Annotated in this window: 24 protein-coding genes; 11 read left to right on the forward strand and 13 right to left on the reverse strand. The window is 75.3% G+C overall.

The features are described from left to right. Window positions 1-99: 99 nt before the first annotated feature. Window positions 100-597: an Hsp20/alpha crystallin family protein gene (locus AB8M62_RS16995; RefSeq protein ID WP_369070309.1), complete on the reverse strand. Its 498-nt coding sequence runs from the start codon at window positions 595-597 to the stop codon at window positions 100-102. A 120-nt stretch (window positions 598-717) separates the two neighbouring features. Here AB8M62_RS16995 and AB8M62_RS17000 point away from each other — a divergent pair, with 120 nt between their 5' ends. Then, window positions 718-1,686, forward strand: a complete 969-nt coding sequence (locus AB8M62_RS17000; protein WP_369056131.1) for an aldo/keto reductase — start codon at window positions 718-720, stop codon at window positions 1,684-1,686. A 76-nt stretch (window positions 1,687-1,762) separates the two neighbouring features. Here the strand turns inward: AB8M62_RS17000 and AB8M62_RS17005 are convergent, their stop codons facing one another. Beyond that, window positions 1,763-2,737 carry a sugar-binding transcriptional regulator gene (locus AB8M62_RS17005; RefSeq protein ID WP_369056132.1) on the reverse strand — a complete coding sequence of 325 codons (975 nt, stop codon included), beginning with the start codon at window positions 2,735-2,737 and terminating at the stop codon, window positions 1,763-1,765. 147 nt (window positions 2,738-2,884) lie between these two features. Here AB8M62_RS17005 and AB8M62_RS17010 point away from each other — a divergent pair, with 147 nt between their 5' ends. The 4 genes from AB8M62_RS17010 (at window position 2,885) to AB8M62_RS17025 (ending at window position 7,809) form a co-directional block, all read left to right on the forward strand. Further along, a complete protein-coding gene (locus tag AB8M62_RS17010) occupies window positions 2,885-4,270 on the forward strand; it encodes an ABC transporter substrate-binding protein (protein WP_369070310.1) in 1,386 nt (461 codons plus the stop codon). 125 nt (window positions 4,271-4,395) lie between these two features. After that, window positions 4,396-5,385 carry a carbohydrate ABC transporter permease gene (locus tag AB8M62_RS17015; RefSeq protein ID WP_373694983.1) on the forward strand — a complete coding sequence of 330 codons (990 nt, stop codon included), beginning with the start codon at window positions 4,396-4,398 and terminating at the stop codon, window positions 5,383-5,385. Continuing rightward, window positions 5,382-6,278 carry a carbohydrate ABC transporter permease gene (locus AB8M62_RS17020; RefSeq protein WP_369070311.1) on the forward strand — a complete coding sequence of 299 codons (897 nt, stop codon included), beginning with the start codon at window positions 5,382-5,384 and terminating at the stop codon, window positions 6,276-6,278. The genes AB8M62_RS17015 and AB8M62_RS17020 overlap by 4 nt, the downstream gene beginning before the upstream one ends. A gap of 37 nt (window positions 6,279-6,315) precedes the next feature. Further along, window positions 6,316-7,809 carry a mannitol dehydrogenase family protein gene (locus AB8M62_RS17025; RefSeq protein ID WP_369056135.1) on the forward strand — a complete coding sequence of 498 codons (1,494 nt, stop codon included), beginning with the start codon at window positions 6,316-6,318 and terminating at the stop codon, window positions 7,807-7,809. Window positions 7,810-7,876: 67 nt separating this feature from the next. On the opposite strand, the gene AB8M62_RS17030 is transcribed toward AB8M62_RS17025, so the two are convergent. Beyond that, window positions 7,877-8,743, reverse strand: a complete 867-nt coding sequence (locus AB8M62_RS17030) for a class I SAM-dependent methyltransferase (protein ID WP_369070312.1) — start codon at window positions 8,741-8,743, stop codon at window positions 7,877-7,879. A 197-nt stretch (window positions 8,744-8,940) separates the two neighbouring features. Between AB8M62_RS17030 and AB8M62_RS17035 the strand changes: the two genes are divergently transcribed. Continuing rightward, on the forward strand, window positions 8,941-10,176 hold the full coding sequence (locus AB8M62_RS17035; RefSeq protein WP_369070352.1) for a P-loop NTPase family protein: 1,236 nt from the start codon (window positions 8,941-8,943) through the stop codon (window positions 10,174-10,176). A 68-nt stretch (window positions 10,177-10,244) separates the two neighbouring features. After that, window positions 10,245-11,246: a helix-turn-helix transcriptional regulator gene (locus AB8M62_RS17040; RefSeq protein ID WP_369070313.1), complete on the forward strand. Its 1,002-nt coding sequence runs from the start codon at window positions 10,245-10,247 to the stop codon at window positions 11,244-11,246. A gap of 8 nt (window positions 11,247-11,254) precedes the next feature. Here AB8M62_RS17040 and AB8M62_RS17045 read toward each other — a convergent pair whose 3' ends face one another. The 4 genes from AB8M62_RS17045 to AB8M62_RS17060 form a co-directional block, all read right to left on the reverse strand. Next, window positions 11,255-12,235 (reverse strand): SDR family oxidoreductase, encoded by a 981-nt coding sequence (locus AB8M62_RS17045; RefSeq protein WP_369070314.1) that lies wholly within the window; start codon window positions 12,233-12,235, stop codon window positions 11,255-11,257. A 130-nt stretch (window positions 12,236-12,365) separates the two neighbouring features. After that, window positions 12,366-13,577 carry an aldose epimerase family protein gene (locus AB8M62_RS17050; RefSeq protein WP_369070315.1) on the reverse strand — a complete coding sequence of 404 codons (1,212 nt, stop codon included), beginning with the start codon at window positions 13,575-13,577 and terminating at the stop codon, window positions 12,366-12,368. Between the two features lie 139 nt (window positions 13,578-13,716). Next, a complete protein-coding gene (locus AB8M62_RS17055) occupies window positions 13,717-14,730 on the reverse strand; it encodes a glycerophosphodiester phosphodiesterase (protein ID WP_369070316.1) in 1,014 nt (337 codons plus the stop codon). Between the two features lie 194 nt (window positions 14,731-14,924). After that, window positions 14,925-15,761: a DNA-formamidopyrimidine glycosylase family protein gene (locus AB8M62_RS17060; protein WP_369070318.1), complete on the reverse strand. Its 837-nt coding sequence runs from the start codon at window positions 15,759-15,761 to the stop codon at window positions 14,925-14,927. A gap of 176 nt (window positions 15,762-15,937) precedes the next feature. On the opposite strand from AB8M62_RS17060, the gene AB8M62_RS17065 reads away from it, so the two are divergent. Beyond that, complete coding sequence (locus tag AB8M62_RS17065) at window positions 15,938-16,897, forward strand: manganese catalase family protein (protein WP_369070320.1); 960 nt, start codon at window positions 15,938-15,940, stop codon at window positions 16,895-16,897. A gap of 102 nt (window positions 16,898-16,999) precedes the next feature. Here AB8M62_RS17065 and AB8M62_RS17070 read toward each other — a convergent pair whose 3' ends face one another. Further along, on the reverse strand, window positions 17,000-18,646 hold the full coding sequence (locus AB8M62_RS17070) for a RecQ family ATP-dependent DNA helicase (protein WP_369070321.1): 1,647 nt from the start codon (window positions 18,644-18,646) through the stop codon (window positions 17,000-17,002). Then, a complete protein-coding gene (locus tag AB8M62_RS17075) occupies window positions 18,643-19,536 on the reverse strand; it encodes an SDR family oxidoreductase (RefSeq protein ID WP_369070323.1) in 894 nt (297 codons plus the stop codon). Before AB8M62_RS17075 ends, AB8M62_RS17070 begins: the two co-directional genes overlap by 4 nt. Window positions 19,537-19,635: 99 nt before the next feature. Here AB8M62_RS17075 and AB8M62_RS17080 point away from each other — a divergent pair, with 99 nt between their 5' ends. The 3 genes from AB8M62_RS17080 (at window position 19,636) to AB8M62_RS17090 (ending at window position 21,682) form a co-directional block, all read left to right on the forward strand. Then, complete coding sequence (locus tag AB8M62_RS17080; protein WP_369070325.1) at window positions 19,636-20,700, forward strand: spore photoproduct lyase family protein; 1,065 nt, start codon at window positions 19,636-19,638, stop codon at window positions 20,698-20,700. A 17-nt stretch (window positions 20,701-20,717) separates the two neighbouring features. Continuing rightward, the gene (locus tag AB8M62_RS17085) at window positions 20,718-21,059 is read left to right on the forward strand and encodes a DUF3140 domain-containing protein (RefSeq protein ID WP_369070326.1); all 342 of its coding nucleotides are present in this window, start codon (window positions 20,718-20,720) and stop codon (window positions 21,057-21,059) included. 164 nt (window positions 21,060-21,223) lie between these two features. Continuing rightward, window positions 21,224-21,682 carry an SRPBCC family protein gene (locus AB8M62_RS17090; protein WP_369056148.1) on the forward strand — a complete coding sequence of 153 codons (459 nt, stop codon included), beginning with the start codon at window positions 21,224-21,226 and terminating at the stop codon, window positions 21,680-21,682. A 78-nt stretch (window positions 21,683-21,760) separates the two neighbouring features. Here the strand turns inward: AB8M62_RS17090 and AB8M62_RS17095 are convergent, their stop codons facing one another. Genes AB8M62_RS17095 through AB8M62_RS17110 form a run of 4 tightly spaced genes read right to left on the reverse strand, consistent with a single transcriptional unit; the run spans window position 21,761 to window position 25,296 of the window. Next, entirely contained in the window at window positions 21,761-22,846 is a 1,086-nt protein-coding gene (locus tag AB8M62_RS17095; RefSeq protein ID WP_369070328.1) for an aldose epimerase family protein, read from the reverse strand. Window positions 22,847-22,856: 10 nt separating this feature from the next. Continuing rightward, window positions 22,857-23,279, reverse strand: coding sequence for a hypothetical protein (locus AB8M62_RS17100; RefSeq protein ID WP_369070330.1), 423 nt, complete (start codon window positions 23,277-23,279; stop codon window positions 22,857-22,859). Between the two features lie 10 nt (window positions 23,280-23,289). After that, window positions 23,290-24,813, reverse strand: a complete 1,524-nt coding sequence (locus AB8M62_RS17105; protein ID WP_369056151.1) for a PspC domain-containing protein — start codon at window positions 24,811-24,813, stop codon at window positions 23,290-23,292. Window positions 24,814-24,852: 39 nt separating this feature from the next. Further along, window positions 24,853-25,296, reverse strand: coding sequence for a PspC domain-containing protein (locus tag AB8M62_RS17110; protein WP_369056152.1), 444 nt, complete (start codon window positions 25,294-25,296; stop codon window positions 24,853-24,855). Window positions 25,297-25,342 lie beyond the last annotated feature (46 nt).

The raw sequence follows: 25,342 nt of genomic DNA on the forward strand, positions 1-25,342 counted from the left end.
CCCCCCCCCCCCCCCCCCCCCCCCCCCCCCCCCCCCCCCCCCCCCCCCCCCCCCCCCCCCCCCCCCCCCCCCCCCCCCCCCCCCCCCCCCGGGGTGGGGTCACTCGCCGGCGGGCTGCTCCTCGGCGGGCTGCTCGTCGGCGGCCGGGGCGGCGGGGGCGGCCGTCACGGCGATGCGCTGCGGGCGGGCCGCGGCGTGCACGCCGGCGACGCGGACGGTCAGCACCCCCGCGTCGTACGTCGCGCTGACCGCCTCCGGGCCCACCGTGGTGGGCAGGGTCAGGACGCGGCGGAAGCTGCCGTAGCGGAACTCGCTGCGGCGCACGGTGCCCGCGGCACCCTCGGAGCTCTCGCGGGCGTCGCGGCGCTCGCCGGAGACGACGAGGCGGTCGCCGTCCAGCTCGACCGCCACGTCGTCGGCGGCCAGGCCGGGCAGCTCGACGCGCACGAGCGCGTCGTCGCCGTCGCGGTCCACCTCGACGGCGGGGGTGAACCCGGAGGTGGAGCGGGCGACGGTCCGCACCGGCGCGACGAAGGCCGAGCGCACGAGCGCGTCGAACTGCTGGTCGAACTGGCGGGCGAGGGAGAGGCTGTTCACGGTGTCCTCCTGGACTCCCGGCGCTCGGGGTGAGCGCCACCAGCTCGTACAACGTGAGCCGGTCAGGCTCAATCCCGTCGTTCGCTGGCGGCGTACGGCCCGCAGCACCACGATCGCGGCATGGACTACGTGAAGCTGGGCTCGACCGGTCTCGAGGTCTCCCGCCTGTGCCTGGGCTGCATGAGCTACGGCGAGCCGGACCGCGGCGGGCACCCGTGGACGCTGCCCGAGGACGAGAGCCGCCCCTTCCTGGAGCGCGCCCTGGACCTGGGCGTCACCTTCTTCGACACCGCGAACGTCTACTCGAACGGCTCCAGCGAGGAGATCGTCGGGAAGGTCCTGCTGAACCGGGTCCGCCGCGAGGAGGTCGTCATCGCGACGAAGGTCCACGGCCGGATGCGCCCGGGCCCCAACGGCGCCGGGCTGTCGCGGCACGCGGTCCTGACGGAGGTGGACGCCAGCCTGCGCCGGCTGGGCACCGACTACATCGACCTCTACCAGATCCACCGCTGGGACCCCGCGACGCCGGTGGAGGAGACGCTGCAGGCGCTGCACGACGTCGTGCAGGCCGGCAAGGTGCGCTACCTCGGCGCCTCCTCGATGTGGGCGTGGCAGTTCGCCAAGGCGCTGCACCTGCAGGAGCTCAACGGCTGGACCCGGTTCGTCACGATGCAGGACCACTACAACCTCCTGTACCGCGAGGAGGAGCGGGAGGTGCTGCCGCTGTGCGCCGACGCGGGCATCGGCGTCATCCCGTGGAGCCCCCTGGCGCGCGGCAAGCTGACGCGCGACTGGGACGCCACGACGAACCGCTCGGAGACCGACGAGTTCGGCAAGACGCTGTACCGGGACTCCGACGCCGACGTGGTGGCGGCCGTCGCCCGCGTGGCCGAGCGCCGCGGGGTGCCGCGCGCGCAGGTCGCCCTGGCGTGGGTGGCGCGCAACCCCGTGGTGACGGCGCCGATCGTGGGCGCCACGAAGCCGCACCACCTCGAGGACGCCGTGGCGGCCCTGGAGCTGGAGCTGACCGACGAGGAGGTCGCCGAGCTGGAGGCCCCCTACGAGCCGCACGAGGTCGTCGGCTTCTGACCGCCCCCTCCTTCCCTGCCGTGATCATGGACGGGCGAGCTTTCACGCATCCATGATCACGGCGGGGGTGGAGGGGTCAGGGCAGGGCGAGGACCGCGCGGGCCAGGGCCGCGTGGGTCACGACGGTGGAGACCACCCCGCTGCGCAGCACGGCCGCGGTGGCCTCCGCGCGCACGCCGGCGTCGCCGGTGGCCATCGCCAGCACCTCGGGGGTGCGGCGCAGCTGCTCGCCGGTGACGCCGACGACGCGGTCGGCCAGCCCCGGCACCTCGCGCCCGTCGGCCCCGAACAGCACCCCGGTGATCTCCGCGACCGCGCCGGCGGCGGTCAGCTCGCCCACCAGGGCGGGGTCCATCGCCTGCAGGGAGTCCAGGGCCGTGGACTCCCCCGGCAGCCAGGCGCCGATGGAGACGACCGCGCGCGTCATGCGCTCGTGCTCGGCGAGCGCCTCGGCGATCCCCGACTGCGCGCGCAGGCCCTCGGCGGCCGCGGCGTCGGGCACGGCCAGGGGCGCGTAGAACGTCGCCGCGGTGGAGGCGGTGGCCTCGGCGGTGCGGCGCACGAGGTCCACCGCGCTGTCCTCCACGTCGGGGCGCGGCAGCGCGCCGGACAGCTGCACGAACCGGCAGCGCAGCGGGCTGCGCACGGCGGCCGCCAGGACGGAGATCGCCCGCCCCCACGCCAGGCCGACGACGTCCTCGGGGACGACGACCTCCTCCAGCAGCCCGGCGGTGAAGCGGGCGATGGTGCGCCGCTGACCCAGGACGGTGTCCTCCTCGGGCAGCAGGACGTAGGCGGCGCGGACCCCGAAGCGGGCGCGCAGCCCCTCGGCCAGCTCGGCGTCCAGCGAGGAGGGGACGGTCACCCGGATGTGGACGAGGCCGGCCGCCTGCGCGTCGTCGAGGAGCCGGGCGACCTTGAACCGGCTGACGCCCAGCTCGCGGGCGATGTCGACCTTGGTGCGCCCCTCGACGTGGAAGCGCTGCGCGGCGACGGCGGCCAGGGCCAGGCCGCTGTCGGTGGTGCGCGCACGAGCCGGCGCCTTCGCCATGGTCCCTCCCCGGTCGACGTCCCGCCGTGCGCGGGAGCAGTTGACACACCGCTGTGTCAGCGGTCACTATCGCACAACTGAGACTACCCCGCTCACATGAGCGGCAGACTCGGTCCTGGACTGTCGACGAGGACACTGGAGGGGACGATGGCCGGACGCCGTACGCGACGGGTCGCGCTCGCGGGGGCCCTCAGCGGCGCCCTGCTGCTGACGAGCTGCTCGGGCGCGGGAGGCGGTGGCGGAGGCGGCGGCGGCGGTGCGGGCGGCGGCGAGGACGGCGGCGGCCAGAGCGTCAACGTCATCATGGTGAACAACCCGCAGATGGTGGACCTGCAGGAGCTGACCCCGCGGTTCACCGAGGAGACCGGCATCACGGTCAACTACACCGTCCTGCCCGAGAACGACGTCCGCGACCGCATCACGCAGGAGTTCTCCAGCCAGGCCGGCCAGTACGACGTCGCCTCGATCTCCAACTACGAGGTGCCGTTCTACTCGGAGAACGGCTGGCTGGCCCCGCTGGACGACTACATCGCCGAGGACACCGAGTTCGACCAGGACGACATCCTGGACTCCATGGAGAGCTCGCTGACCGGCGCCGACGGCTCGGTGTACGCGCAGCCGTTCTACGGCGAGTCCTCCTTCCTCATGTACCGCACCGACGTCTTCGAGGAAGCCGGCCTGACGATGCCGGAGAACCCGACCTGGCAGGAGGTCGCCGACCTCGCCGCCCGCGTCGACAACGTCCGCCCCGGCATGCGCGGCATCTGCCTGCGCGGCCAGCCCGGCTGGGGCCAGGTCTTCGCCCCGCTGACCACCGTCGTCAACACCTTCGGCGGCACCTGGTTCGACGAGGACTGGAACGCCCAGGTGGACTCCCCCGAGTTCACCGAGGCCACGAACTTCTACGTCGACCTCGTCCGCACCCACGGCGAGGCCGGCGCCCCGCAGGCCGGCTTCACCGAGTGCCTGAACAACATGACCCAGTCCAACGTGGCCATGTGGTACGACGCGACGTCGGCCGCCGGGTCGCTGGAGGCCGAGGGCTCCCCCGTCGCCGGGCAGATCGGCTACGTGCCGGCCCCGGTCGTCGAGACCGACTCCTCCGGCTGGCTGTACACCTGGGCGTGGGGCGTGCAGGAGGCCTCGCAGAACAAGGACGCCGCGTGGGAGTTCATCTCCTGGGCGTCCAGCCAGGGCTACGAGGAGCTCGTCGGCCAGGAGCTCGGCTGGGCCCGCGTGCCGGCCGGCAAGCGCACCAGCACCTACGAGAACCCCGACTACCAGGCGCAGGCCGGCCCGTTCTACGAGGCCACCCGCGACGCCATCCTCGCCGCCGACCCGGACAACCCCGGCGTGCAGCCGCGCCCGGCCCCCGGCATCCAGTTCGTCGCGATCCCCGAGTTCGCGGCCATGGCCACCGAGGTCTCGCAGTTCGTCAGCTCGGCCATCGCCGGCCAGACCAGCGTCGAGGACGCCCTCGCGCAGGGCCAGCAGGTCGCCGAGCAGCAGGTGACGCAGGTCTACCAGGAGTGAGCCGCCGGCCGGCCCGCCCCGCACCCGCGGGGCGGGTCGGCCGCACCGGGCCCCGGCCCGCGCACCACCGGCGCACCAGCACCGCACCCGCCCTCCCCGCACCGACTCCCCGCAGGAGCAGACCGATGAGCACGGGCACCGACACCCCGAGCGCCCCCGGCGGCCGGTCGGCCGCGGGCAGCGCCGTCGCCCCGCCCCCCACCACCTCCGAGAGCGGCGCGCGCCGCGTCTCGAACTGGGCCCGCCGCGCACCGCTGATGCCGGCGTTCATCTTCCTCTTCATCGCCACGCAGCTGCCGTTCATCACCACGATCGTCATCTCCTTCACCAACTGGAACGCGCTGCGCCCCGGCGACCGCTCCTTCACCGGGTTCGACAACTACGTCGAGGTCTTCTCCAACGCCCGGCTGCGCGAGTCGGTGTGGAACACCGTCGTCCTCACCGTGGTCGTGGTCGGCGTCAGCCTCGTCCTGGGCATGCTCATCGCGCTCCTGCTGGACCGGAAGTTCTTCGGCCGCGGCGCCGTGCGCACCATGATGATCGCCCCGTTCCTCGTCGTGCCGATCGCCGCGGCGCTGCTGTGGAAGCACGCGCTGTTCAACCCCTCCTACGGCCTGCTCAACGGCGTGCTGACGTGGGTCTGGGGGATCTTCGGCAGCGACAGCCCCCCGCAGCCGGAGTACCTGACCGTCGCCCCGATGATCTCCATCCAGGTGGCGCTCATCTGGCAGTGGACGCCGTTCATGATGCTCATCCTGCTGGCCGGGCTGCAGTCCAAGCCGGCCGACGCGGAGGAGGCCGCGCGCATGGACGGCGCCAGCGGCTGGCAGATCTTCCGCTACCTGACCTTCCCGCACCTGCGCCAGTACCTGGAGCTGGGCGGCCTGCTGGGCGCCATCTACATCGTCCAGAACTTCGACGCGGTGTTCACCATCACCTCCGGCGCCCTGGGCACGGCGAACCTGCCGTACACGATCTACCAGACGTTCTTCCAGGCCGGTCAGTACGGCCTGGCCTCGGCGATGGGCGTCGTCGTCGTCATCGCCACGATCATCATCGCGACGTTCGCGCTGCGGGTCGTCTCGACCATGTTCAAGGAGGAGGGCGCCCGATGAGCACCGCCGCCCGCACCGCCCCCGCCGTCCGGCCCAGCGCCGGGCACGTCCCCACCAGCCGGCGCGAGCGCCGCGCCCGCGAGCTGAACCGCGGGAACCCGCTGTGGGGCCTGCTGGCCTGGATCGTCGGCCTGCTGTTCGTCGCGCCCGTGCTGTGGATGGTCCTGACGTCCTTCCACTCCGAGACGGACGCGGCCACCAACCCCCCGGCCGTGGCCGCCGCCCTCACCCTGGACGGCTACCGCAGCTTCTTCGCCGCCGGCCCGTGGCCGCCGCTGATCAACTCGCTGTCGGCGTCCGTCGTGTCGACGATCATCGTGCTGTGCCTGGCGATCCCCGCCGCGTACGCGCTGTCGATCCGGCCGGTCAAGCGCTGGAGCGACGTCATGTTCTTCTTCCTGTCGACGAAGTTCATGCCCGTCGTGGCGGCCGTCCTGCCGCTGTACCTGTTCGCCCGCTACGCCGGGCTGCTGGACAACGTCACCTACCTGGCCCTGCTGTACACGGCGATGAACCTGCCGATCGCGGTGTGGATGATGCGCTCCTTCCTGGCCGAGGTGCCGGTGGAGATGCTGGAGGCCGCCTCCATCGACGGCGCCGGCCTGATCCGCACGCTGCGCTCGGTCGTCGCCCCCGTCGCCGTGCCCGGCATCGCGGCCACCGCGCTCATCTGCTTCATCTTCAGCTGGAACGAGCTGCTGCTGGCCCGCACCCTGACGGCGGTCGTCGCGCAGACGTCCCCGGTGTTCCTCACCGGGTTCGTCACCAGCCAGGGCCTGTTCCTGGCCCAGCTGTGCGCCGCGGCCACCGTCATCTCGCTGCCCGTGCTGGTCGCCGGCTTCGCCGCCCAGGACAAGCTGGTCCAGGGCCTGTCGATGGGCGCGGTCAAGTGACCGGCCCGGCGTCCCCCCGCACCCCCGGAGCACCGCTGTGACCTCCACGACCGCCGCCGTCCCGCTCTCGCCCGCCACGCTGGCCGAGGTGGGCCGCCGGGTGCCCGTGCCCACCTACGACCGCTCGGCGCTGACGCCGGGGATCGTGCACCTCGGGGTGGGCGGCTTCCACCGCGCCCACCAGGCGATGTACCTGGACCGGCTGATGGAGCAGGGGCAGGCGCACGACTGGGCGATCCGCGGGATCGGCGTCCTGCCGCACGACGCGCGCATCCGGGACGCCATGAACTCCCAGGGCGGGCTGTACACGCTGGTGCTGAAGGACCCCGACGGCGGCCGCGAGCCGCGCGTGGTCGGCTCGGTCTTGGACGTGCTGCTGGCCCCCGACGACCCGGACGCCGCGGTGGAGGCCATGGCCGACCCGCGGATCCGCGTGGTGTCCCTCACGGTCACCGAGGGCGGCTACAACGTCGACGCCGTGACCGGCGAGTTCCTGCTCGACACCCCCGCGGTGGCCGCCGACCTCGCCGACGGCGCCGTGCCGACGACGACGTTCGGTCTGGTCACCGAGGCCCTGCGCCGGCGCCGCGACCGCGGCCACGGGCCGTTCACGGTGATGTCGTGCGACAACATCCAGGGCAACGGGCACAACGCGCACAAGGTGTTCGTCGCCTTCGCCACGGCCAAGGACCCCGAACTGGGCGCCTGGATCGACGAGCACGTCACCTTCCCCAACTCCATGGTCGACCGGATCACCCCGGGGACGACCGAGGAGGACCGCGCCGAGGTGCGCGAGCGCTTCGGCGTCGAGGACGCCTGGCCGGTCGTGTGCGAGCCGTTCGTGCAGTGGGTGCTGGAGGACGACTTCGTCGCCGGCCGCCCGCCGCTGGAGGACGCCGGCGTGCAGGTCGTCGAGGACGTCGAGCCGTACGAGCTGATGAAGCTGCGGCTGCTCAACGCCAGCCACCAGGCCCTGTGCTACTTCGGCTACCTGGCCGGGTACCGGCTGGTGCACGAGGTCGCGCAGGACCCGCTGTTCGCGCGGTTCCTGCTGGACTACATGGAGCGCGAGGGCTCCCCCACCCTGCCGCCGGTGCCCGGGATCGACCTGGACGCCTACCGCCGCGAGCTGGTGCACCGCTTCTCCAACGGCGAGGTGCGCGACACCGTCGCCCGGCTGTGCAACGAGAGCTCCGACCGCATCCCCAAGTGGCTGCTGCCCGTGGTGCGCCACCAGCTGGCCACGGGCGGGGAGTTCCACCGCGCCGCCGCCGTCGTGGCCAGCTGGGCCCGCTACGCCGAGGGCGTCGACGAGCAGGGGCAGCCCATCGAGGTCTCCGACCGCCTCGCCGAGCGCCTCGTGGCCACCGCGCGGCGCAACCGGGAGGACCCCACCGCCTTCATCGCCGACCGCAGCCTGTTCGGCGACCTCGTGGACGACGAGCGGTTCGTCGCCGAGTACACGAGGGTCCTGCGCTCCCTGCACGAGCGGGGGGCGCGCGCGACGCTCGAGGAGGTCGTCGCCCGCTGACGCCACCGGTGCGGCGGCGGGCGACGTCCCCCGCCGCACCGGTGGCCCCGGTCGCCGACCGCCGCGGTCAGCGCCAGACGTCCAGGACGACGTCGCGCAGCCGCTCGCTGAAGCGGCCCCCGTCGCCGGCGCCCGCCAGCAGGCCGCGCAGGTCCGCGTCGAAGGCGTCCAGCCGGTCGCCGAACAGGTGGGGCGCCGCGCCGGACAGGGAGTGGACCGCGGCGAGGACCTGCTCGCCGCTGCGCACGACCACGGGGCCCGGCACGCTCAGGCGCTGCGGACCGGTGAACCCGGCGGCGCGGTAGACGGCGTCCTCGTCACCGCCCGCGGTCTCCGGCAGCACCGACCGGCCGGCGCGCGGGCGCGGTCCCAGGTAGCGGCGCACCAGCTCGGTCACGGCCGGCCACGGCGGGCGGGGGTGGGGCAGCGGCGGGCCCGCGTCCTCCGAGGCGTCCAGACCCCGGTGGGTGGTGGCGTGCACGTGCACCAGCGCCCCGCCCGGCACCAGGAGACCGCGCACCGCGGCGGCCACCCGCGGGCGGTCCGTCCAGTGGAACGACTGCGCGAAGGTCACCACGTCCACCGGCGGCAGGCCGGCCGGCAGGTCCTCCGCGCGCAGCCGGACCCACTCGGCGTTCTCGACGCGCCCGCGGCGGGCCAGGCGCGCGGCCTCGGCGAGCATGCCGGCGTCGGCGTCCACCCCGATGGCCCGGGCGACGTGCGGAGCCAGGAGCAGCGTCAGCGACCCGGGACCGCACCCCACGTCCAGCAGCGTCCCCGTGCCGTCCAGCCCCAGCGCCCCGACCAGCGCGGTCACCACCTGCGGCGGGTACGGCACCCGGCCGGCGGCGTAGTGGGCGGCGCTCCCGGCGTACAGCGTCGGGTCCCACGCCCACCCGCGGTCCACGGCCGAACCGCCCCGCGCGTCCGTCACCCCGCCACGGTGGCAGCCCGGTGGGACCACCGCCAGGTGCTCGCACGTGGTCGTCGCGCGGTGCACCCGGCCCGGCGAGATCCAGCTCAGCGACTCGGGGCGTCGTCCAGCGACGCGTCCTGCGCCCGTCCAGCGATGCCGGCGGTCAGGAGCACCGACGCGCCGCTGCACGGCTCCCGGGGTTTGATAAGTTTATCATCGCGCGTTCTGCGATCAACAACCCGTTCAACCCGGGGTCGGACATCGTGCCGCAGGTGTGGGCAGGCCGGACGAGGCAGCTGGACGACTGGCGCAGCGTCCTCCGTCCCCGTCTGGTGAGCGGCCTGCCGGAACGCGGCCGGACCGTCCTCGGCGAGCCGGGCCTGGGCAAGTCCGCCCTCGTGCGCAAGATCGCCTCGGAGGCGGCCGGAGCGGGTGACTGGACCACTCCGCAGATCAGGGTGCCGCTCGGGTCCGACCCGCTGAAGCTCGTCGCCGGGGCCCTGCTGGACCTCGCCCACGTCGCCGGGTTGCCCCCTCGCCGGGAACGGCGGCTCCAGGAGCTGCTGAGCCGCGTCGAAGCGGTCGCGGTGAGCGGTGTCTCCCTGAGCCTGCGAGCGGGCGACGGGGCGGATCCGCACCTGGTGCTCAGCGAACTGCTCGTCGAGATCGGCCGTGCTGCCGTGCAGCGGGGCGTGGTGTGCCTCCTGCACGTCGACGAGGTCCAGAACATCACCGACGAGCGAGCCCTCTCGCAGCTCCTCATCGCGCTCGGCGACGCCCTCACGCACCGCACGGTCGTCGACGGGCCGGGAGGGGTGCGGTTCGAGCGGTCCCTGCCCGTCGCGGTCTACCTGACCGGACTGCCGGAGTTCGAGGACCGGGCCGGGGCGCGCAAGGGCGCGACGTTCGCCCGCCGCTTCGCCACGACCGTCCTCGAGGCGATCGACGACGACGACCTGACCGCGGCGCTGCAGGTGTTCGTGTCTCCCGGGTGGGAGGTGGCGGACGACCGGGGTGGCCTGGCCACCGTCCACATGACCCAGGACGCCGTCGCTCTGCTCGTCGACCTGTGCCGCGGGGAACCCTTCCTGTTCCAGCTCGCCGGGCAGCAAGCCTGGTACGCCGGCGAGGACGTCACCATCACCGCCGCCCAGGTCGAGGCGGGGTGGCGGACGGCGCAGCGCGAGGCGTCCGCCCACGTCGAGCGGATCCTCGGCCGACTGCCGCAGCGCGAGCGCGAGTTCCTCGAAGCGATGGCCCGGCTCCCTCCGGCGGACCGGACGCTCACCCGCATCGCCGCCACGGCCGGTTTCACGTCGGCGGCGGCAGCCGGACCCACGTCCCAGCGCCTCGACACCGTGCGCGGCGTCGTCAGCCGGGGAAGGCCCTACTCGTTCCGGCACCGGGCGGTCGAGGCGTACCTCACGAGCGACTGGCCCGCCGTCCCGTGAGGCGGGCGGCACGAGGTGGAGCTGCGGTGCGGACCTCCACCGTCCGTCGCCCGCCCTAGGCTCCCCACGTGGTCGACGGCGCCCCCGCCCGCGGCCGGGCCGAGCGGCTCGTCGCGCTGCTGTTCGTCCTGCAGCGGCGCCGGCGCGCCACCACCGGTGAGCTCGCCGCCGAGCTGGGGGTCTCCGAGCGCACCGCCGCGCGCGACGTGGCCGCCCTGCGCGAGGCGGGTGTGCCGGTGTGGACGGAACCCGGCCGGTACGGCGGGGTCCGGCTCGTGGACGGCTGGCGCTCGCGGCTGGACGGCCTGACCGAGCGGGAGGCCGTGGCGCTGCTGGCGATGAGCCCGCCGCGGGCCCTGGCCGACCTCGGGCTGGGCGGGGCGGTCACCGCGGCCCACGCCAAGCTGTCCGCCACGCTGCCGGCCGCGCTGGGCGAGGAGGCCCTGCGGGTGGCGCGGCGCTTCCACCTGGACGCCCCCGGCTGGTTCGCGCGGCCCGACGAGAACCCCGGGAACGCCCACCTGCCGGCGCTCGCGCACGCCGTCCTCACCGACCGGCGGGTCGCCCTGACCTACGCGCGCGACGACGGCGACGTCGAGCGCCGCCTGGACCCGCTGGGCCTCGTCCTCAAGGCCGGCGCCTGGTACCTCGTGGCCGCCGGGGACGGCGGGCGCGTGCGCACCTACCGGGTCTCGCGGGTGCGGTCGGTCGCCGACGCGGGAGCGGCCGAGCGCCCGGCGGAGTTCGACCTGGCGGCGTGGTGGGCCGCGTCCTCCGCGGCGTTCGAGCGCTCCCTGCGGCGCGTGCTCGTGCGGGTGCGGCTGAGCCCGCGGGGGCTGCGCGCGCTGCCCCGCGTCCTCGACCCGGGCGCGGTGGCCGAGGCGCTCGCAGGGGCGGGCGCACCCGCCGCCGACGGGTGGACGGAGGTCCTCCTGCACCTGGAGGACCCCGGGGTCGCGGCCGGTCAGCTCCTGCCGCTGGGGACCGAGGTGGAGGTGCTGGAACCGCCGGCGGCGCGGGCGGCGTTCGCGGCGACCGCCCGCGCGATGGCCGCGCGCCACACGTCCTGACGAACGCCTCAGCGGTACCCCGTCGTGTCCGCGGGCCGCCCGGTCCCCATCACCTCCGCCACGTACCGCCACCCGTCGGGACGGCTGCCGTCCACGTCGTCGACCCCGTAGACCCGCGCCAGCTCCCCGCTGGACGTGGTGCGCCCCGCGAACCGGGCGTGGCCGGGGTCGGCGGCCAGGGCGGCGACCGTCCGCCCGACGAACGTCGGCGTCTCCGAGATCGCGAAGTGCGGTTCGGCCGCGAGGGCGTCGCGCCAGGTCTCCTCCGTGACGCCGAAGGTGTCCAGCATCGCCTCCGAGCGCAGCCAGCCGGGCGTCAGGGCGAGCGCCGTCACGCCGTGCGGGGCCAGTTCCGCGGCCAGCGCGGTCGCCAGCGGGTGGGCGGCGGCCTTGGCCACGTGGAAGGCCAGGGTGGTGCCCTCGCGGTAGCGGCTGTTGTGCTCGGCGGTCCCGTCGGTGAGCAGGACGACGAGCCCGCGGCCGGGCCTGTCGAGCCGGTCGGGACGACCGGTGGGCAGCAGCAGCGGCAGCAGGTGGTGGGCGGTGACGACGTGGCTGTCCACGCCCAGGCGCACCATCCGCAGGCTGGCGGCGAGGTCGTGCTCCCAGACCGGTTTCCCCCAGTCCAGGTGCCCGTCGCCGCCCCACACGCCGTCGACGAGGACGTCGAGGCGGCCGTGCTCGTCCTCGACCCGCGCCGCCAGCGCGGCGACCTGGCCGGGGTCGAGGTGGTCCACGCGCAGGGCGGTCGCGGTGCCGCCGGCGGCGCGCACGAGGTCGGCGGTCTGCTCGACCGTCTCCGGCCGCCCCACCTCCGAGCGGTGGCCGCCGCTGCTGCGGCCGGTGACGAGCACGTGCGCGCCGGCGCGGCCGAGCTCGACGGCGACGGCGCGGCTGGCCCCGCGCGTGCCGCCGGCGACGAGGGCGACGCGGCCGCGCAGGTCGGGAGGGGCGCTGGGGCGCTGGTCGGGGTGCTGGTCGGTGTCCACACCCCCACGGTGGCCGCGGACCCCGACACCTGCTGTCGGGGTTCGCGCGGGACCCCCGGTCGCCCCTCCCCCGCCGTGATCACGGACGGGTGGGCGTCCACCCGTCCGCGATCACGGCGAGGGGCGCGGGTCAGTCGGAGAGCGAGAACACCGTCGTGGACTCGTACGTCTCGCCCGGGCGCAGCACCGTGGAGGGGAACTGCTCCTGGTTCGGGGAGTCGGGGAAGTGCTGCGTCTCCAGCGCCAGCCCGTCGCCCTGCCGGTAGACGGAACCCCCGGTGCCCACCAGGGTGCCGTCGAGGAAGTTGCCCGAGTAGAACTGCAGACCCGGTTCCGTCGTGGCGATCCGCAGCGTGCGCCCGCTGTCCGGGTCGCGCAGTTCCGCCGCGTCCTCCAGACCGTCCTCGCTGTCGCGGTCGAGGACCCAGTTGTGGTCGTAGCCCTGCCCGCGCAGGATCTGCTCGAACGGCTGGCGGATCCGCTCGCCGACGGGCGTGGCGCGGCGGAAGTCCATCGGGGTCCCGGCCACGGGGGCGATCTCCCCGGTCGGGATGAGGGTGTCGTCGACCGGCGTGTACGCGTCGGCGTCGATGGTCAGCTCGTGGTCGTAGATCGTGCCGGAGTCCTCCCCGGCGAGGTTCCAGTACGTGTGCTGGGTGAGGTTCACGACGGTGGGCGCGTCGGTGGTCGCCTCGTAGTCCACCCGCAGCTGCTGGTGGCGGTCGAGGGAGTAGGTGACGGCCGCCTGCAGCTCGCCCGGGAACCCCTGGTCGCCGTCGGGGCTGGTCAGCTCCAGCCGCAGGCCCACCTGGGCGCGACCGGGCAGCGGCGTGGCGCGCCACACGCGCTTGTCGAAGGAGTCGGTCCCGCCGTGCAGGGTGTTCGGCCCGTCGTTCAGCGGCAGCTGGTGCTGCACGCCGTCGAGGGTGAACGTGCCGCCGGCGATGCGGTTGCCGTAGCGGCCGATGACGGCACCGAAGTAGGGGCCGGGGTTGTTGGAGGTGACGTAGCCCTCGAGGTCGTCGAAACCGAGGACGACGTTCTCCACCTCGCCGCGGGCGTCCGGCACCTCCAGGCTCTGGACGATGCCGCCGTAGGTGAGCACGCGCACGGTCATGCCGCCGTTGACGAGGGTCCAGCGCTCGACGGGCGTGCCGTCGGGGGTGGTGCCCCACGCCTCGGCGGACACGCCGGCGCGGTGACCGCCGTGGTGACCGCCGCGGCGGTCGTGGTCGGGGGCGGCGCTGGCGGCGCCGGCGCCGGTGGCGGCGAGCAGGCAGACCGCCGCGGCGGCGGTGAGGGTTCGGGTGCGAGCAGGCTGACGTGCGGAGTTCGACCGCATGTGGGGGTTTCTCCCGTCGGTGAGGCCTCGTTGCCCGTCCCGCCGCCGGACGGCGACCGGGACGCCCGGAACCTAGGACCGCCGTCACCGGGTGTCAACGGCCCGAACCGACCCGTCCCGGAACTCCCCCGTCCGGGGGTCAGGCGGGAACGGGGTCGCGCGTGCGCCGGCGGCGGGCGACCGCCAGGCGCAGCAGGTCCGCGCGCTCGTCCGGCGGCAGGTCCTGCGTGGAGCGCTCCTCGCGGGCGTCCAGCCAGCCGCGCAGCCGGCCCGGGTCGTCGGTGATGATGCCGTCCACGCCCGCGCGCACCAGGACCCGCCACAGGGCCGGCTCGTTCACCGTCCACACCCACGTGCCCAGCCCGGCGGCCCGGTGCAGCGCCGGGACCTCCGGGCAGGCGACGACGGCCGCCGCGTGCGGGTTGCACGCCACGGCCCCCGTGCTCGCCGCCAGTTCCCGCGCCGCGGCCGCCACCTCGGCCGGGTCGGTGCCCAGCGCGGCCTGCAGGTCGCGCTCGGGGTCGTCCAGCGCCGCCAGGAACGACGCCAGCGGCAGCGGCTCGCCAGGGCGCAGCACGAGCACCGCGCGCGGCAGGTCGGGGGCGGCGAGCGCCAGGGCCCGCACCGTCGCCAGGGAGAAGCTCTGCAGCACGCAGCGCTGCGCCACCCCGGTCCGGCGCAGGACCGCCACCGCGACGCCCGCCTGCTCGGCGGTCCAGTCGCCCTTGAACTCCACGAGCAGGCCGCGGCCGGGGTGGCGGGCCAGCAGCTGCGCCACCCGCCCCAGCGACGGCACGCGCTGCCCGGCGAACGCCGGGGAGAACCAGCCGCCCGCGTCCAGGCGCTCCAGCCGGTGCCACGGCGTGTCGGCCACGGCGCCGGAGCCGTCGGTGGTGCGGTCCAGCGTCGCGTCGTGCAGCACCACGGGGACGCCGTCCGCCGTCAGCTGCACGTCCAGCTCCAGCAGGTCCGCGCCCGCCCACAGGGCCGACTCGAACGCCGCCAGCGTGTTCTCCGGCGCGGTCGCGCTCGCGCCGCGGTGGGCGACGACCAGGGGGCTCCCGCGGCGACGGACCGGCGCCGGCCCGGACACCGGCCCCAGCCCCGGCGACCGTCCCGGGGAGCGCTCCGACACCTGCTCCGACACCAGCACCGTGCACACGCTCCCGGCGGTCGTCCGCGGTGCCCCGGGCCGGCTGCCGGTGTTCCGGCCACCGCACCCGCGGGCCTTCACCCGAAGCTAACCCCGCGCACCGCCGCCACCGGCGCGACACGGGGTCCGTCCGGCGAGCCGTCACGAGGAGTTCACCGGCGCGCTCCCGGCCGGGGTGCGGCACCGACGCGGGTTCACCCCCCGTTCTCCGGGGCCGGTCCGGGCTGGCAGTGCGGGCACCACCAGGTGCGCCGGCGCTCGGGGTCGCCCGCGACCTCCGCCACGACCCGCACGCGCGTCCCGCAGCGCAGGCACGGCTGCCCGGCGCGGCCCGAGACCCAGTGCCGCCGCCCCGGCCGGGTGTCGCCCGTGGTGACCTGCGCCGCGCCGGGCGTGGACACCGAGAAGCGCAGCATCCGCGCCACCAGGTCCACCGCCCGCGCCAGGTCCGGCACCCCGGACACCGGCGTCCACGGGGAGACCCCCCGCAGGAAGCACAGCTCGTCGGCCCACAGGTTGCCGATGCCGGCGAGGTTGCGCTGGTCCAGCAGCGCGGCCTTGACCTCCCGCTCCGGCTCGCGCGACAGGCGCTCCACCGCCCGCGCGACGACCTCCTCGCGGGTCAGCTCCTCCGAGAGCAGGTCCGGGCCCAGGTGCCCGACGACGGTGTCCTCGGCGTCGGTGGGCAGCAGCTCCACGACGGGCATCCGCAGCGCCACGGCCGTCGGCCCGTCGGTCTCCAGGACGACGCGCACGTCCGGCTGCAGGCGCTGCGGCAGCCGCTTGCCGGGGGCCAGCACCGTCCACTCCCCGTCCATGCGCAGGTGCGTGTGCAGGGTCGTGGGCACCTCGGGGCCGTCGAGGCGGGTCAGCAGGTGCTTGCCGCGCGAGACGGTCCCCAGGACCCGCGCGCCGGCCAGGTCGGCCGTCGCGAACCGCGGCACCCGCAGGTCGCTGCGGCGCACGGTGCGCCCGCGCAGCCGCTCGTCGAGCCGGTGCGCCACGCGGTAGACGCTGTCCCCCTCCGGCACGCGGACCAGCCTCCGGCAGCGGGCCGCCCCGCGCGAGCCGGGCCCGCGCCCGGTGGCGGGAGCGCTCCCACCCGCCCAGAGTGGGGCGTGGCCGGGGCAGGCCGCCCGACCTCCGGACCGAGCACCTCCGGATCGAGCACCTTCGGATCGAACACGACGGACGAACGGGACCCGACATGTACCTGCACGTGCAGAAGCTCATCCACGAGATCGCCGAGGACGAGCCGGACCCCGCGGCGGCCAACGCCCTGCAGGAGGGCCTCGGCGGCCAGTTCGGCGAGATGCGCACGATGATGCAGTACCTCTTCCAGTCGATGAACTTCCGCGGCGCGGCGGCCAAGCCGTACAAGGACCTGCTGCAGGGCATCGGCACCGAGGAGATCAGCCACGTCGAGCTCATCGGCACGACGATCGCGCGCCTGTTGGACGGTTCCCCGCGGTACCGGGGCGAGCAGACCGACCCGCTGGACACCCCGGCCGCCGGCGGGACGACCCCGCTGAGCATCGCGCTGGACCACGGCAACATCCACCACTACCTCGTGGGTGCGCAGGGCGCGCTGCCGGTGGACTCCGCCGGCAACCCGTGGAGCGGCAGCTACGTCTACAACTCCGGCAACCTCGTGCTGGACCTGCTGTACAACCTCATGCTGGAGTCCACGGGCCGGCTGCAGAAGTGCCGCATCTACGAGATGTCGTCGAACAAGACGCTGCGCTCCACCGTCAGCTACCTCATCGTGCGCGACCAGGCGCACGAGAACGGGTACGCGAAGGCGCTGGAGACGCTGGGCGTGGACTGGAAGAAGCTGCTGCCGATCCCGAAGACCAACGCCGAGCGGTTCCCCGAGGTCAAGCAGATGGTCGACCTGGGCTGGCAGAGCAAGCAGTACACGTTCGACCTGACGGGCGCGTCGGAGGCCGCGAAGATCTACCGCGGCGCCTCCCCGTCCAACGACGGCACCGATCTGGACGCCACGTCGCAGGCCCCCGAGGGCGCTCCGCTGACGATCGCGGAGGAGCGCTACGAGGAGTTCGCGCCGGGCCTGGACCCGGAGCTGATCGAGCTCATCCAGGCGACCGCCGACCTGGAGATGGCCGAGCCGGAGATGACGTACGGGCCGCTGACCCGCGACTCCTGACCGGCCCGCCCCTCACGACTCCTGGCGCGTTCCCCGCCCCTCCCCGGACCGGGAGGGGTGGGGAACGCGCCAGGAGCGCGTCGGGGGGCGTCCGAGAGGGGGTCAGGCGGCGTCGAGGAAGCGCTCGGCGAGCTCCAGGGCGAGGGTGCGGTACCCCTCCGCCTCGAAGAGGACGGTGACCCGGTCCTCCTCGTAGTGCATGACCTGCCCGGCGCCCCACTCCGCGTGCACGACGGCCGAACCCACCGGGAACGGCTCGTCGGCGGCGGCGACGGACTGCTGCGCGGCCGTGCCGGCGCGGCAGGTGTCGCAGCGCCCGCAGGGGTCGCGCAGCTCCTCGCCGAAGTAGCCGAGCAGGAACTGCCGCCGGCAGCCGGTGGTCTCGGCGTAGCCGCGCATCATCTCCAGGCGCGAGCGCTCCACGCGGCGGCGCTGCTGCGACAGCTCCACCGCCGCGCCCGCGGCCTCGCCGGGCGCCGGCCCGCCGGCGGCGGGGACCAGGCGGCCCTCGCCGTCCTCGCCGACGGCGCCGACCTGGACGAGCAGGTTGACGATGCCGGCCAGCCGGGTCGCGGACGTGCCCAGCTCGCGGCGCAGCTGCGCGGGCGGTACCGGGCCGTCGTGCGAGCGCACGGCCGCGGCGACCTGCCGCAGCGGTTCCTCCTTGGCCACCCCGGCGGCGAAGAACTTGCGCAGCCCCAGGTCCTCGGGCCGGTGGTGCAGGACCGCCCGCGCGGGGTTCCCGTCGCGCGCCGCGCGGCCGACCTCCTGGTAGTAGCTGTCCAGGGAGTCGGGGACGTGGGCGTGGACGACCGCGCGCACGTCGGGCTTGTCGATGCCCATGCCGAAGGCGTTGGTGGCGACGACCACGTCCAGCTCGCCGGCGAGGAACCGGTGCTGCACGTCGTCGCGGTCGGCCCGCCGGCGCCCGGCGTGGTAGTGGTCGGCGGCGCGGCCGGCGGTGCGCAGCGCGGCCGCGTACTCCTCCGCGTCGCGGCGGCGGGCGACGTAGACGAGGACCGCGCCCTCGACCGCGAGCACGCTGTCCAGGACCTCGCGCCGCTGCACGTCGGCGTCGCGGTGGTGGCGCACCTCCAGGTCGATCTCGGGGCGGTCGAAACCCTCGACGACGACGAACGGGTCGCGCAGCCGCAGGTGCTCGGCGATCTCCGCGCGCACCTGGGGGCTGGCCGTGGCGGTCAGCGCGACGACCTGCGGGCGCCCCAGCCGCTCGGCGGCCGAGCCCACCCGCAGGTACTGCGGGCGGAAGTCGTGGCCCCAGGAGGAGACGCAGTGCGCCTCGTCGACGACGAGCGTCTGCGGCCGCAGCCGGGCCAGCTCCTCCACGACCTCGTCGCGGGCCAGCTGCTCGGGGGCCAGGAACACGAACTTCACGCCCCCGGCGCGCAGCTGCTCCTGCGCCTCGCGCCACGCCGGCGCGGTCAGCTGGGAGTTCAGCATGACCGCGCCGCCGCGGCGGGCGTCCTCGCGGATCCCGTCGACCTGGTCGCGCTGCAGCGCGATGAGCGGGGAGACGACCACCACCGGCGCCGTGTGCATCAGCGAGGGCACCTGGTAGACGGCCGACTTGCCCGCGCCGGTCGGCATGACCGCCAGCACGTCGCGCCCGTCGGCCACGGCGCGCATGGCCTCCGCCTGCCCCGGGCGCAGCACCTCGTAGCCGAAGGCCTCGCGGGCGGAGGCGCGCAGCAGGTCCAGCGGGTCGAAACCGCCGTCGTCGATCGTCACGGTACGGGCATACCCCCGTTGACGTTGATCACCTCGCCGACGACGTAGCTGGACTCGGGGGAGGCGAGGAACACGTACGCGGGGGCCATCTCGGCCGGCTGGCCGGCGCGGCCCAGCGGCGTGGAGGTGCCGAAGGAGGGCATGGCGTCGTCGGGCTGGCCGCCGGACACCTGCAGCGGCGTCCACACCGGCCCGGGGGCCACGACGTTCACGCGGATCCCCTTGGGCGCCAGCTGCTGCGCGAGGGCCTTGCACATCGTCGTGATCCCGGCCTTCGTCGTCGCGTAGTCGACGAGGTTCGGGGACGGCTGGTAGCCCTGCACGGAACTCGTGCCGATGATCGTGGAACCGGGCGGCAGGTGCGGCACGGCCTCCTGCACGATCCAGTGCAGCGCGTACAGGTTCGTGCGCATCGTCTCGTCGAACTGCTCGCTGCTCAGCTGCGTGACGTCCTCGACGTGCTGCTGCTTGCCGGCGACCACGGCGATCAGGTCGATCCCGCCGAGCTCCTCGACGGTGCGGCGCACCAGTCCGCGGGCGACCTGCTCGTCGGAGACGTCGCCGGGGGCCAGGACCGCCTTGCGACCGGCGTCCTGCACCAGCCGCTCGACCTCGTTCGCGTCGGCCTGCTCGCCGGGCAGGTAGCTGAGGACGACGTCGGCCCCTTCGCGGGCGAAGGCGATGGCGGCGGCGCGGCCGATGCCCGAGTCGGCCCCCGTCACCAGCGCCCTGCGGCCCTCCAGGCGGCCGGTGCCGCGGTAGGTCTCCTCGCCGTGGTCCGGCTCCGGGGACAGCTGCCCGGCCAGGCCCGGGCCCTCCTGCGGTTGCGGTTCGAAGCCCTCGGCGTGGTAGAGGCTGACGGGGTCGGTGAACGTGAACTGGGTCCGCACGTTCCCCACGCTAGGCAGCGGTGCGGACGCGCGCGAGGCGACGCGGGCGCGCCGGCGCCGCGGACGGGTCGTGTCGGTGGCGGGGGCGATGATGGCCGGGTGCGCCAGCAGCAGCTCCTCGACATCACGAGGATCTACGTCGAGCCCGCGGCGGCCGAGCTGCCCCGCGGGCGGGAGGTCCTCGCCCGCTGGCCCGACGCCACCCGCGTCGAGGTCGCCAGCCACTGGAACATCCCCGAGCTGCACGGCGACGAGGCGAACGCCGCCCGCTGGGTGCGGATCAAGCGCGAGGCCCTCGTCCTGGGCGTGAAGAAGTCGCTGGCCGCGCGGCCCAACGGGCGCTCCGCGGACTTCATCGCGCCCTCCACCGCCAACGGCTGCGCGATGGCCTGCTCGTACTGCTACGTGCCGCGGCGCAAGGGCTACAGCAACCCGATCACGGTGTTCGCGAACATCGAGCAGATCACCGGCTACCTGGAGCGGCACGTGCGCCGGCAGGGCGTCAAGGCCGAGCCGAACCAGTGCGACCCGCACGCGTGGGTGTACGACGTCGGGGAGAACAGCGACTGCTCCGTGGACGCCGAGGTCTCCGCCAACGTCGACGACCTCGTCGCCCTGTTCGCCCGCCTGCCCACCGCCAAGGCGTCCTTCGCGACCAAGCACGTCAACCGCCGGCTGCTGGAGCTGGAGCCCGCCGGCCGCACCCGCGTCCGGTTCTCCCTCATGCCGGCGCGGTTCGCCAAGCTGCTGGACCTGCGCACCTCCCCGGTCGCCGAGCGCCTGGCCGCCCTCGACGACTTCGTCGGGGCCGGCTACGAGGTCCACGTGAACCTGTCCCCCGTCGTCGTGGCCGAGGGCTGGCTGGCGGCGTGGGCCGAGCTGCTCGACGACCTGGACGCCGCCACGAGCGCGGCCACGAAGGAGCAGATGGCCGCCGAGGTGATCTTCCTGACGCACGAGGAGCGCCTGCACGAGGTGAACCTCGCCTGGCACCCGAAGGCCGAGGACCTGCTGTGGCGGCCGGCGCTGCAGGAGGCCAAGCGCTCGCAGTCCGGCGCCGCGACCGTGCGGTACCGCACCGGCGACAAGGGCCGCTACGTGCGCCAGCTGCTGGACCTCATCGAGCAGCGCACGCCGTGGCTGCGGGTGCGGTACGCCTTCTGAGCGACCACGCTGACCGCATGGCGAAGAGCAGCAGCGACGACGACGAGCGCCGCGAGGTCCGCGAGCGCTTCGGGGACGCCGTCAACATGACGCCCAAGGAGCTGGAGGACTGGCTGGCGACGGACGAGTCGCAGTCCGTGGGCGCCGGGGAGGGCGAGTCGGTCGGGCACGAGTCCGGACGGCGGATCGTGCAGATCCTGCGCGCGAAGCAGGCCGACCTCGACGACGACGACCACCAGCACATGAAGAAGGTCGCCGGCTACGTGGCCCGGCACCTGGCGCAGCGCCCCGACGGGGACGTCACCCAGACGCGCTGGCGCTACAGCCTCATGAACTGGGGTCACGACCCGCTGAAGTGAGCCCGCCGCTCTCGACGTGCGCACCGCGCGCGGCGGGAGCAGAGTGGGACCGCCGCCTGGACGAGACGGGCGGCCCGCCCCCGCGGCCCCCGGGCCGTGCCGGGGCTGGTGGCGGAACCATCGACGGCGCACCTCGCAGCGTGCGCCACGTGAGGAGCCGACGCATGAGCAGTGTCACCGAGAGCATCGACGTCCAGGTCCCCGTGCGCACCGCGTACAACCAGTGGACCCAGTTCGAGTCGTTCCCCGAGTTCATGGGCGGCGTCGAGTCCGTCACCCAGACCGGCGAGACCATGACGCACTGGAAGACCAAGATCGCCGGTGTGGAGCGCGAGTTCGACGCCGCGATCACCGAGCAGCACCCCGACGAGCGCGTCGCCTGGAAGGCCGTGGACGGCAAGTCCCACGCCGGCGTCGTGACGTTCCACCGTCTCAGCGACTCCGAGACCAAGGTCACCGTCCAGATGGACTGGGAGGCCGAGAGCCTGGTCGAGAAGGCCGGCGCGGCGATCGGCGCCGACGACCGCCAGATCAAGAAGGACCTCGCGCGCTTCAAGGAGTTCATCGAGTCGCGCGGTTCGGCGACCGGCGCCTGGCGCGGGGACGTCACCCCGCCCAAGTGACACCCGCCTGAACGACGTGAGGCCCGGGACCGCTGGTCCCGGGCCTCCGTCGCGTCCGGCCCCCGCCGGTGACGCCCCTCAGGAGGTGCTGAAGCGCAGCTCGGTGACCGCGTGGAACTCCTCGCCCGGGCGCAGCGCCGTCGTGGGGAACTCCGGCCGGTTCGGCGCGTCGGGGAACGCCTGCGTCTCCAGGGCGATGCCCGAGCGCGGCCCGTAGGCGTGGCCGGAGGCGCCGACGAGGGTGCCGGCCAGCGTGCCGCCCGTGAACACCTGCACCCCGGGCTGGTCCGTCCACACCTCCAGGACCCGGCCGGACAGCTCGTCCTCCAGCCGCGCCGCCCGCGAGCGCGGGCGGGACCCGGCCGGCACGTCGGCCAGCACGAAGCAGTGGTCGAACCCCGACCCGCGGCGCAGCTGCTCGTCCTCGCCCGCGCGCTCCCCGCCCACCCGGTACCCGACGGGCACGGGCCGGCGCAGGTCGAAGGGCGTGCCCTCCACGGCGCGCACCTCCCCCGTCGGCAGGCCGTTCTCGTCCACCGGCAGGAACGCGTCCGCGTCGACCTGCAGCAGGTGCGCGTCGACCGTGCCGCTGCCCTCGCCGGCGAGGTGGAAGTACGCGTGGTTGGTGAGGTTCAGGACGGTCGCCGCGTCCGTCGTCGCGAAGTACTCCACGACCAGCGTGCCGCCGCTGAGCACGTAGCTGACGTGCACCGACAGGTTCCCGGGGAACCCGTTGTCGCCGTCCGGGCTGAGCAGCGAGAACCGCACGCCCGCGCGGCCGTCGACCGGGTGCGCCGACCACAGCCGCTCGGAGAACGGGTGCGGTCCGCCGTGCAGCGCGTTGCCGCGGTCGGTGGCCGGGACGGCCACCTCCGCGCCGTCGATCCGGAAGCGCCCGCCGGCGATGCGGTTGGCGAAGCGGCCCACCGTCGCCCCGAAGGAGCGGCCCTTGCCGGTGTAGGGAGCCAGGTCCGCGAACCCCAGGACGACACCGGCGCGCCGGCCGTCCCGGTCGGGCGCCTCGAGCGCCTGGATCCGCGCGCCGTGCTCCAGCAGCGACACGCGCAGCGCGCCGTCGTCGAGGGTCCAGCGCCCCACGGGGGTGCCGTCCTCGAGGTGCCCCCACGCCCGCTCGTGCTCGACCGTCCCCGTCGCGCTGCTCACGGCGACGACGCTACCGCCGCTGCCCGCACCCCCGCTGCCCGCGCACCGCCCCGGCGAGCGCGGTCGCGGCGCTGGCCAGCACGACCGCGAGGCCCGCCACGAGCAGGACCCCCGTCACGCTCCAGCGCCAGTCCCACGTGACGCCGGCGACCTCGCGGGCGCCGACCACCGCGGCCAGCGCCAGCAGCACGGTCGCGCCGACCACCCCGGGCACGTCCACCGTCCACGGCCGGCGCTCCGGCGGCTCCGCCTCCCGCGCGGCCGGCTCGTCCTCGACCCCGCCCGCCGGTCCGGCGGGCTCCGCCCCGCGCGGCGCCTCGCCCGCGGGGTCCCGGTGCCCGTCGTGCCACTCCTGCCAGGCGGCCCACCGCCCGTCGTGCCACTCCCGCCAGGCGTCCCGCTCGTCCCGCCGCTCGTCCCGCCGCTCGTCCACGTCGTCCTCCTCAGTCCGTCCCGAGGAGGTCGCCGCCCGGGGCACCGAGCGCCACCTCCCCCGCCCACGCGGTGGCCCGCAGCAGGTCCGTCCCCGCGGGCACGCTCCAGCCGTCGCGGTCGTCACCGGGGCGGTCGGTGCGCGCCGCCTCGGCGACGGCCCGCGCGTCGGGGCCGACGGCCAGGACGGCCCGCACGTTCAGCCCGCCCGTCGCCCGCACGCGCGGACCGGCGTCGTCGTCCACGAAGGTCCCCCGGCCGTCCGCGACGGCGACGACGTCGGCGCGCTCCCAGCGCACGCTGCCGGACAGCGCGGTCGCCTCGACCAGCACCGTGCGCTCCTGCGGCACGACGACCTCGAGGCGTCCGGCGGCCACGGTGGCGCTGCCTCCGGCCGTCCCCTCCTCCAGGTCCACCCGCAGGCGCCCCACGGGCACCGCGACGGCGTCCTCGCGGGCGGTGGGCGACCAGACCAGGTCCGGCGACCAGCGCCAGCCGCCCGACGGCGGTGCCAGCGTCAGCGCGAGCGCCACCAGCGCCAGCGGCCACGCCAGCCCCTGCAGCGCGCTGCGCCGCCCGCGCAGCGCGGCGAGCAGGGCGCCCAGGGCGAGCACGGCGACGGCCGCGGCCAGCGCGGTCGCCACCTCGGTGCCGGGCAGGTACCCGGCGCGGTGGGCGACGGTCACGGCTCCGGCCGCCAGCAGCGCCAGGCCCGTGGCCGCGGCCGACAGCAGCGGTGAGCCGGGGCGGCGGCGGGCGCGCGCAGCCGCGGCGCGCTCGGCCGCCGCGCGGCGGGCGGCGGCGCGGCGCTCGGTGGTGGAGCGGTGCCCGGCCAGCGGGTCCAGCGTCCGCAGCGGTGCCAGCGCCTCGTCGACCGCCCGCTCGACCCGCGCGTCCAGCGGGACGTCCTCGTGCGGGAGCCGGTCGTGCTTCGTGAGGTCCACGGGAGCGCCGGTCGGCGCCGCGGGCCCCGACGGGTCGGGGCGCTGGGCGGCGCGGGGGTCGCGCTGCCCCGGGCGGACGAGCGCGATCCGGTCGCGCAGCAGCCACCAGCCGACCCCCGCCAGGGCGGCGGTGATGAAGAACCCCCACCCCGCGCCGGCGTTCCACCAGCCGGCGCCCGCGCCGAGCAGACCGCGGCCCACGAGGAGGTCCAGCAGCAGGAGGGCGACCGCCCCGGCCAGGGACCCCGACACGTCGCCGCGGGAGGCGGCCTCCGCCTCGATCCGGCCGCGCGCGTCGGGCAGCAGCGCCCAGCCGATGCCGTAGGCGGCGAACCCCAGGCCGCCGACCACGGTCAGGCCGATGAAGGCGCCGCGGACGACGACGGGGTCGACGTCCCAGCGGCGGGCGAGCGCCCCGGCCACGCCGGCGAACCAGCGGTCCTCGTCGTCGCGGACGGCGCCCCAGGCGCGGACGCCGTCGAAGAACCGGTCGGTGGACGGCCGCGGCGCGGCGGGCTCGGCGGGCGTGGCGCCCGCCGCCGGCCGGTCCTGCTGCTCCTGCTGGTCCTGCTGGTGCTCCTGCTGGTCCACGGTGCCACTCTCCCGGACGTGCGGTGCGGTTCCGGCGGGTCAGAAGACCCAGCCGACGCTCCACGGGTCGATGCCGAACAGCAGGTCGCCGACGACGAGGAGACCGGCGACGACGAGGGCGACGGACACGTCGCCGCGCTGGGCCGCCTGCGCCTCGACGCGGCCGGTGCTGTCGGGCAGCAGCGCCCACGCCAGGCCGTACAGGGTCAGGCCGGCGCCGCCGAGGAGGGCGAGCACGACGAACGCCGCGCGCACCGTCCACGACGGCACGGACAGGCGCTGCGCCAGGCCGCCGGCGACACCGCCGACCCAGCGGTCGCCGCCGCGGACGACGCCGAGGCCGCGGACGCGGTCGAAGAACCGGTCGGCGCCGCTGCGGGCCGGGCCGGCGGTGACGGCGGGCTCCTCGGCGACCGGCGGGACCTGCTGCGGGCCCTGGCCCGGGTACTGGTCGGAGGGGCTGGGGAACTCGTTCGTGGTCATGGCTCCACGGTGCCCGCGCGGGCACCCCCACCACATCGGGGACGAC

This window comes from Kineococcus terrestris (assembly GCF_041020755.1).
Taxonomy (GTDB): domain Bacteria; phylum Actinomycetota; class Actinomycetes; order Actinomycetales; family Kineococcaceae; genus Kineococcus; species Kineococcus terrestris.

What these genes read in the sequence shown, in the direction of transcription:
- AB8M62_RS17110 (WP_369056152.1), bottom strand. Translation starts at nt 25,296, where the DNA reads ATGACCACGAACGAGTTCCCCAGCCCCTCCGACCAGTACCCGGGCCAG.
- AB8M62_RS17015 (WP_373694983.1), top strand. Translation starts at nt 4,396, where the DNA reads ATGAGCACGGGCACCGACACCCCGAGCGCCCCCGGCGGCCGGTCGGCC.
- AB8M62_RS17000 (WP_369056131.1), top strand. Translation starts at nt 718, where the DNA reads ATGGACTACGTGAAGCTGGGCTCGACCGGTCTCGAGGTCTCCCGCCTG.
- AB8M62_RS17090 (WP_369056148.1), top strand. Translation starts at nt 21,224, where the DNA reads ATGAGCAGTGTCACCGAGAGCATCGACGTCCAGGTCCCCGTGCGCACC.
- AB8M62_RS17005 (WP_369056132.1), bottom strand. Translation starts at nt 2,737, where the DNA reads ATGGCGAAGGCGCCGGCTCGTGCGCGCACCACCGACAGCGGCCTGGCC.
- AB8M62_RS17020 (WP_369070311.1), top strand. Translation starts at nt 5,382, where the DNA reads ATGAGCACCGCCGCCCGCACCGCCCCCGCCGTCCGGCCCAGCGCCGGG.
- AB8M62_RS17050 (WP_369070315.1), bottom strand. Translation starts at nt 13,577, where the DNA reads ATGCGGTCGAACTCCGCACGTCAGCCTGCTCGCACCCGAACCCTCACC.
- AB8M62_RS17010 (WP_369070310.1), top strand. Translation starts at nt 2,885, where the DNA reads ATGGCCGGACGCCGTACGCGACGGGTCGCGCTCGCGGGGGCCCTCAGC.
- AB8M62_RS17065 (WP_369070320.1), top strand. Translation starts at nt 15,938, where the DNA reads ATGTACCTGCACGTGCAGAAGCTCATCCACGAGATCGCCGAGGACGAG.
- AB8M62_RS17085 (WP_369070326.1), top strand. Translation starts at nt 20,718, where the DNA reads ATGGCGAAGAGCAGCAGCGACGACGACGAGCGCCGCGAGGTCCGCGAG.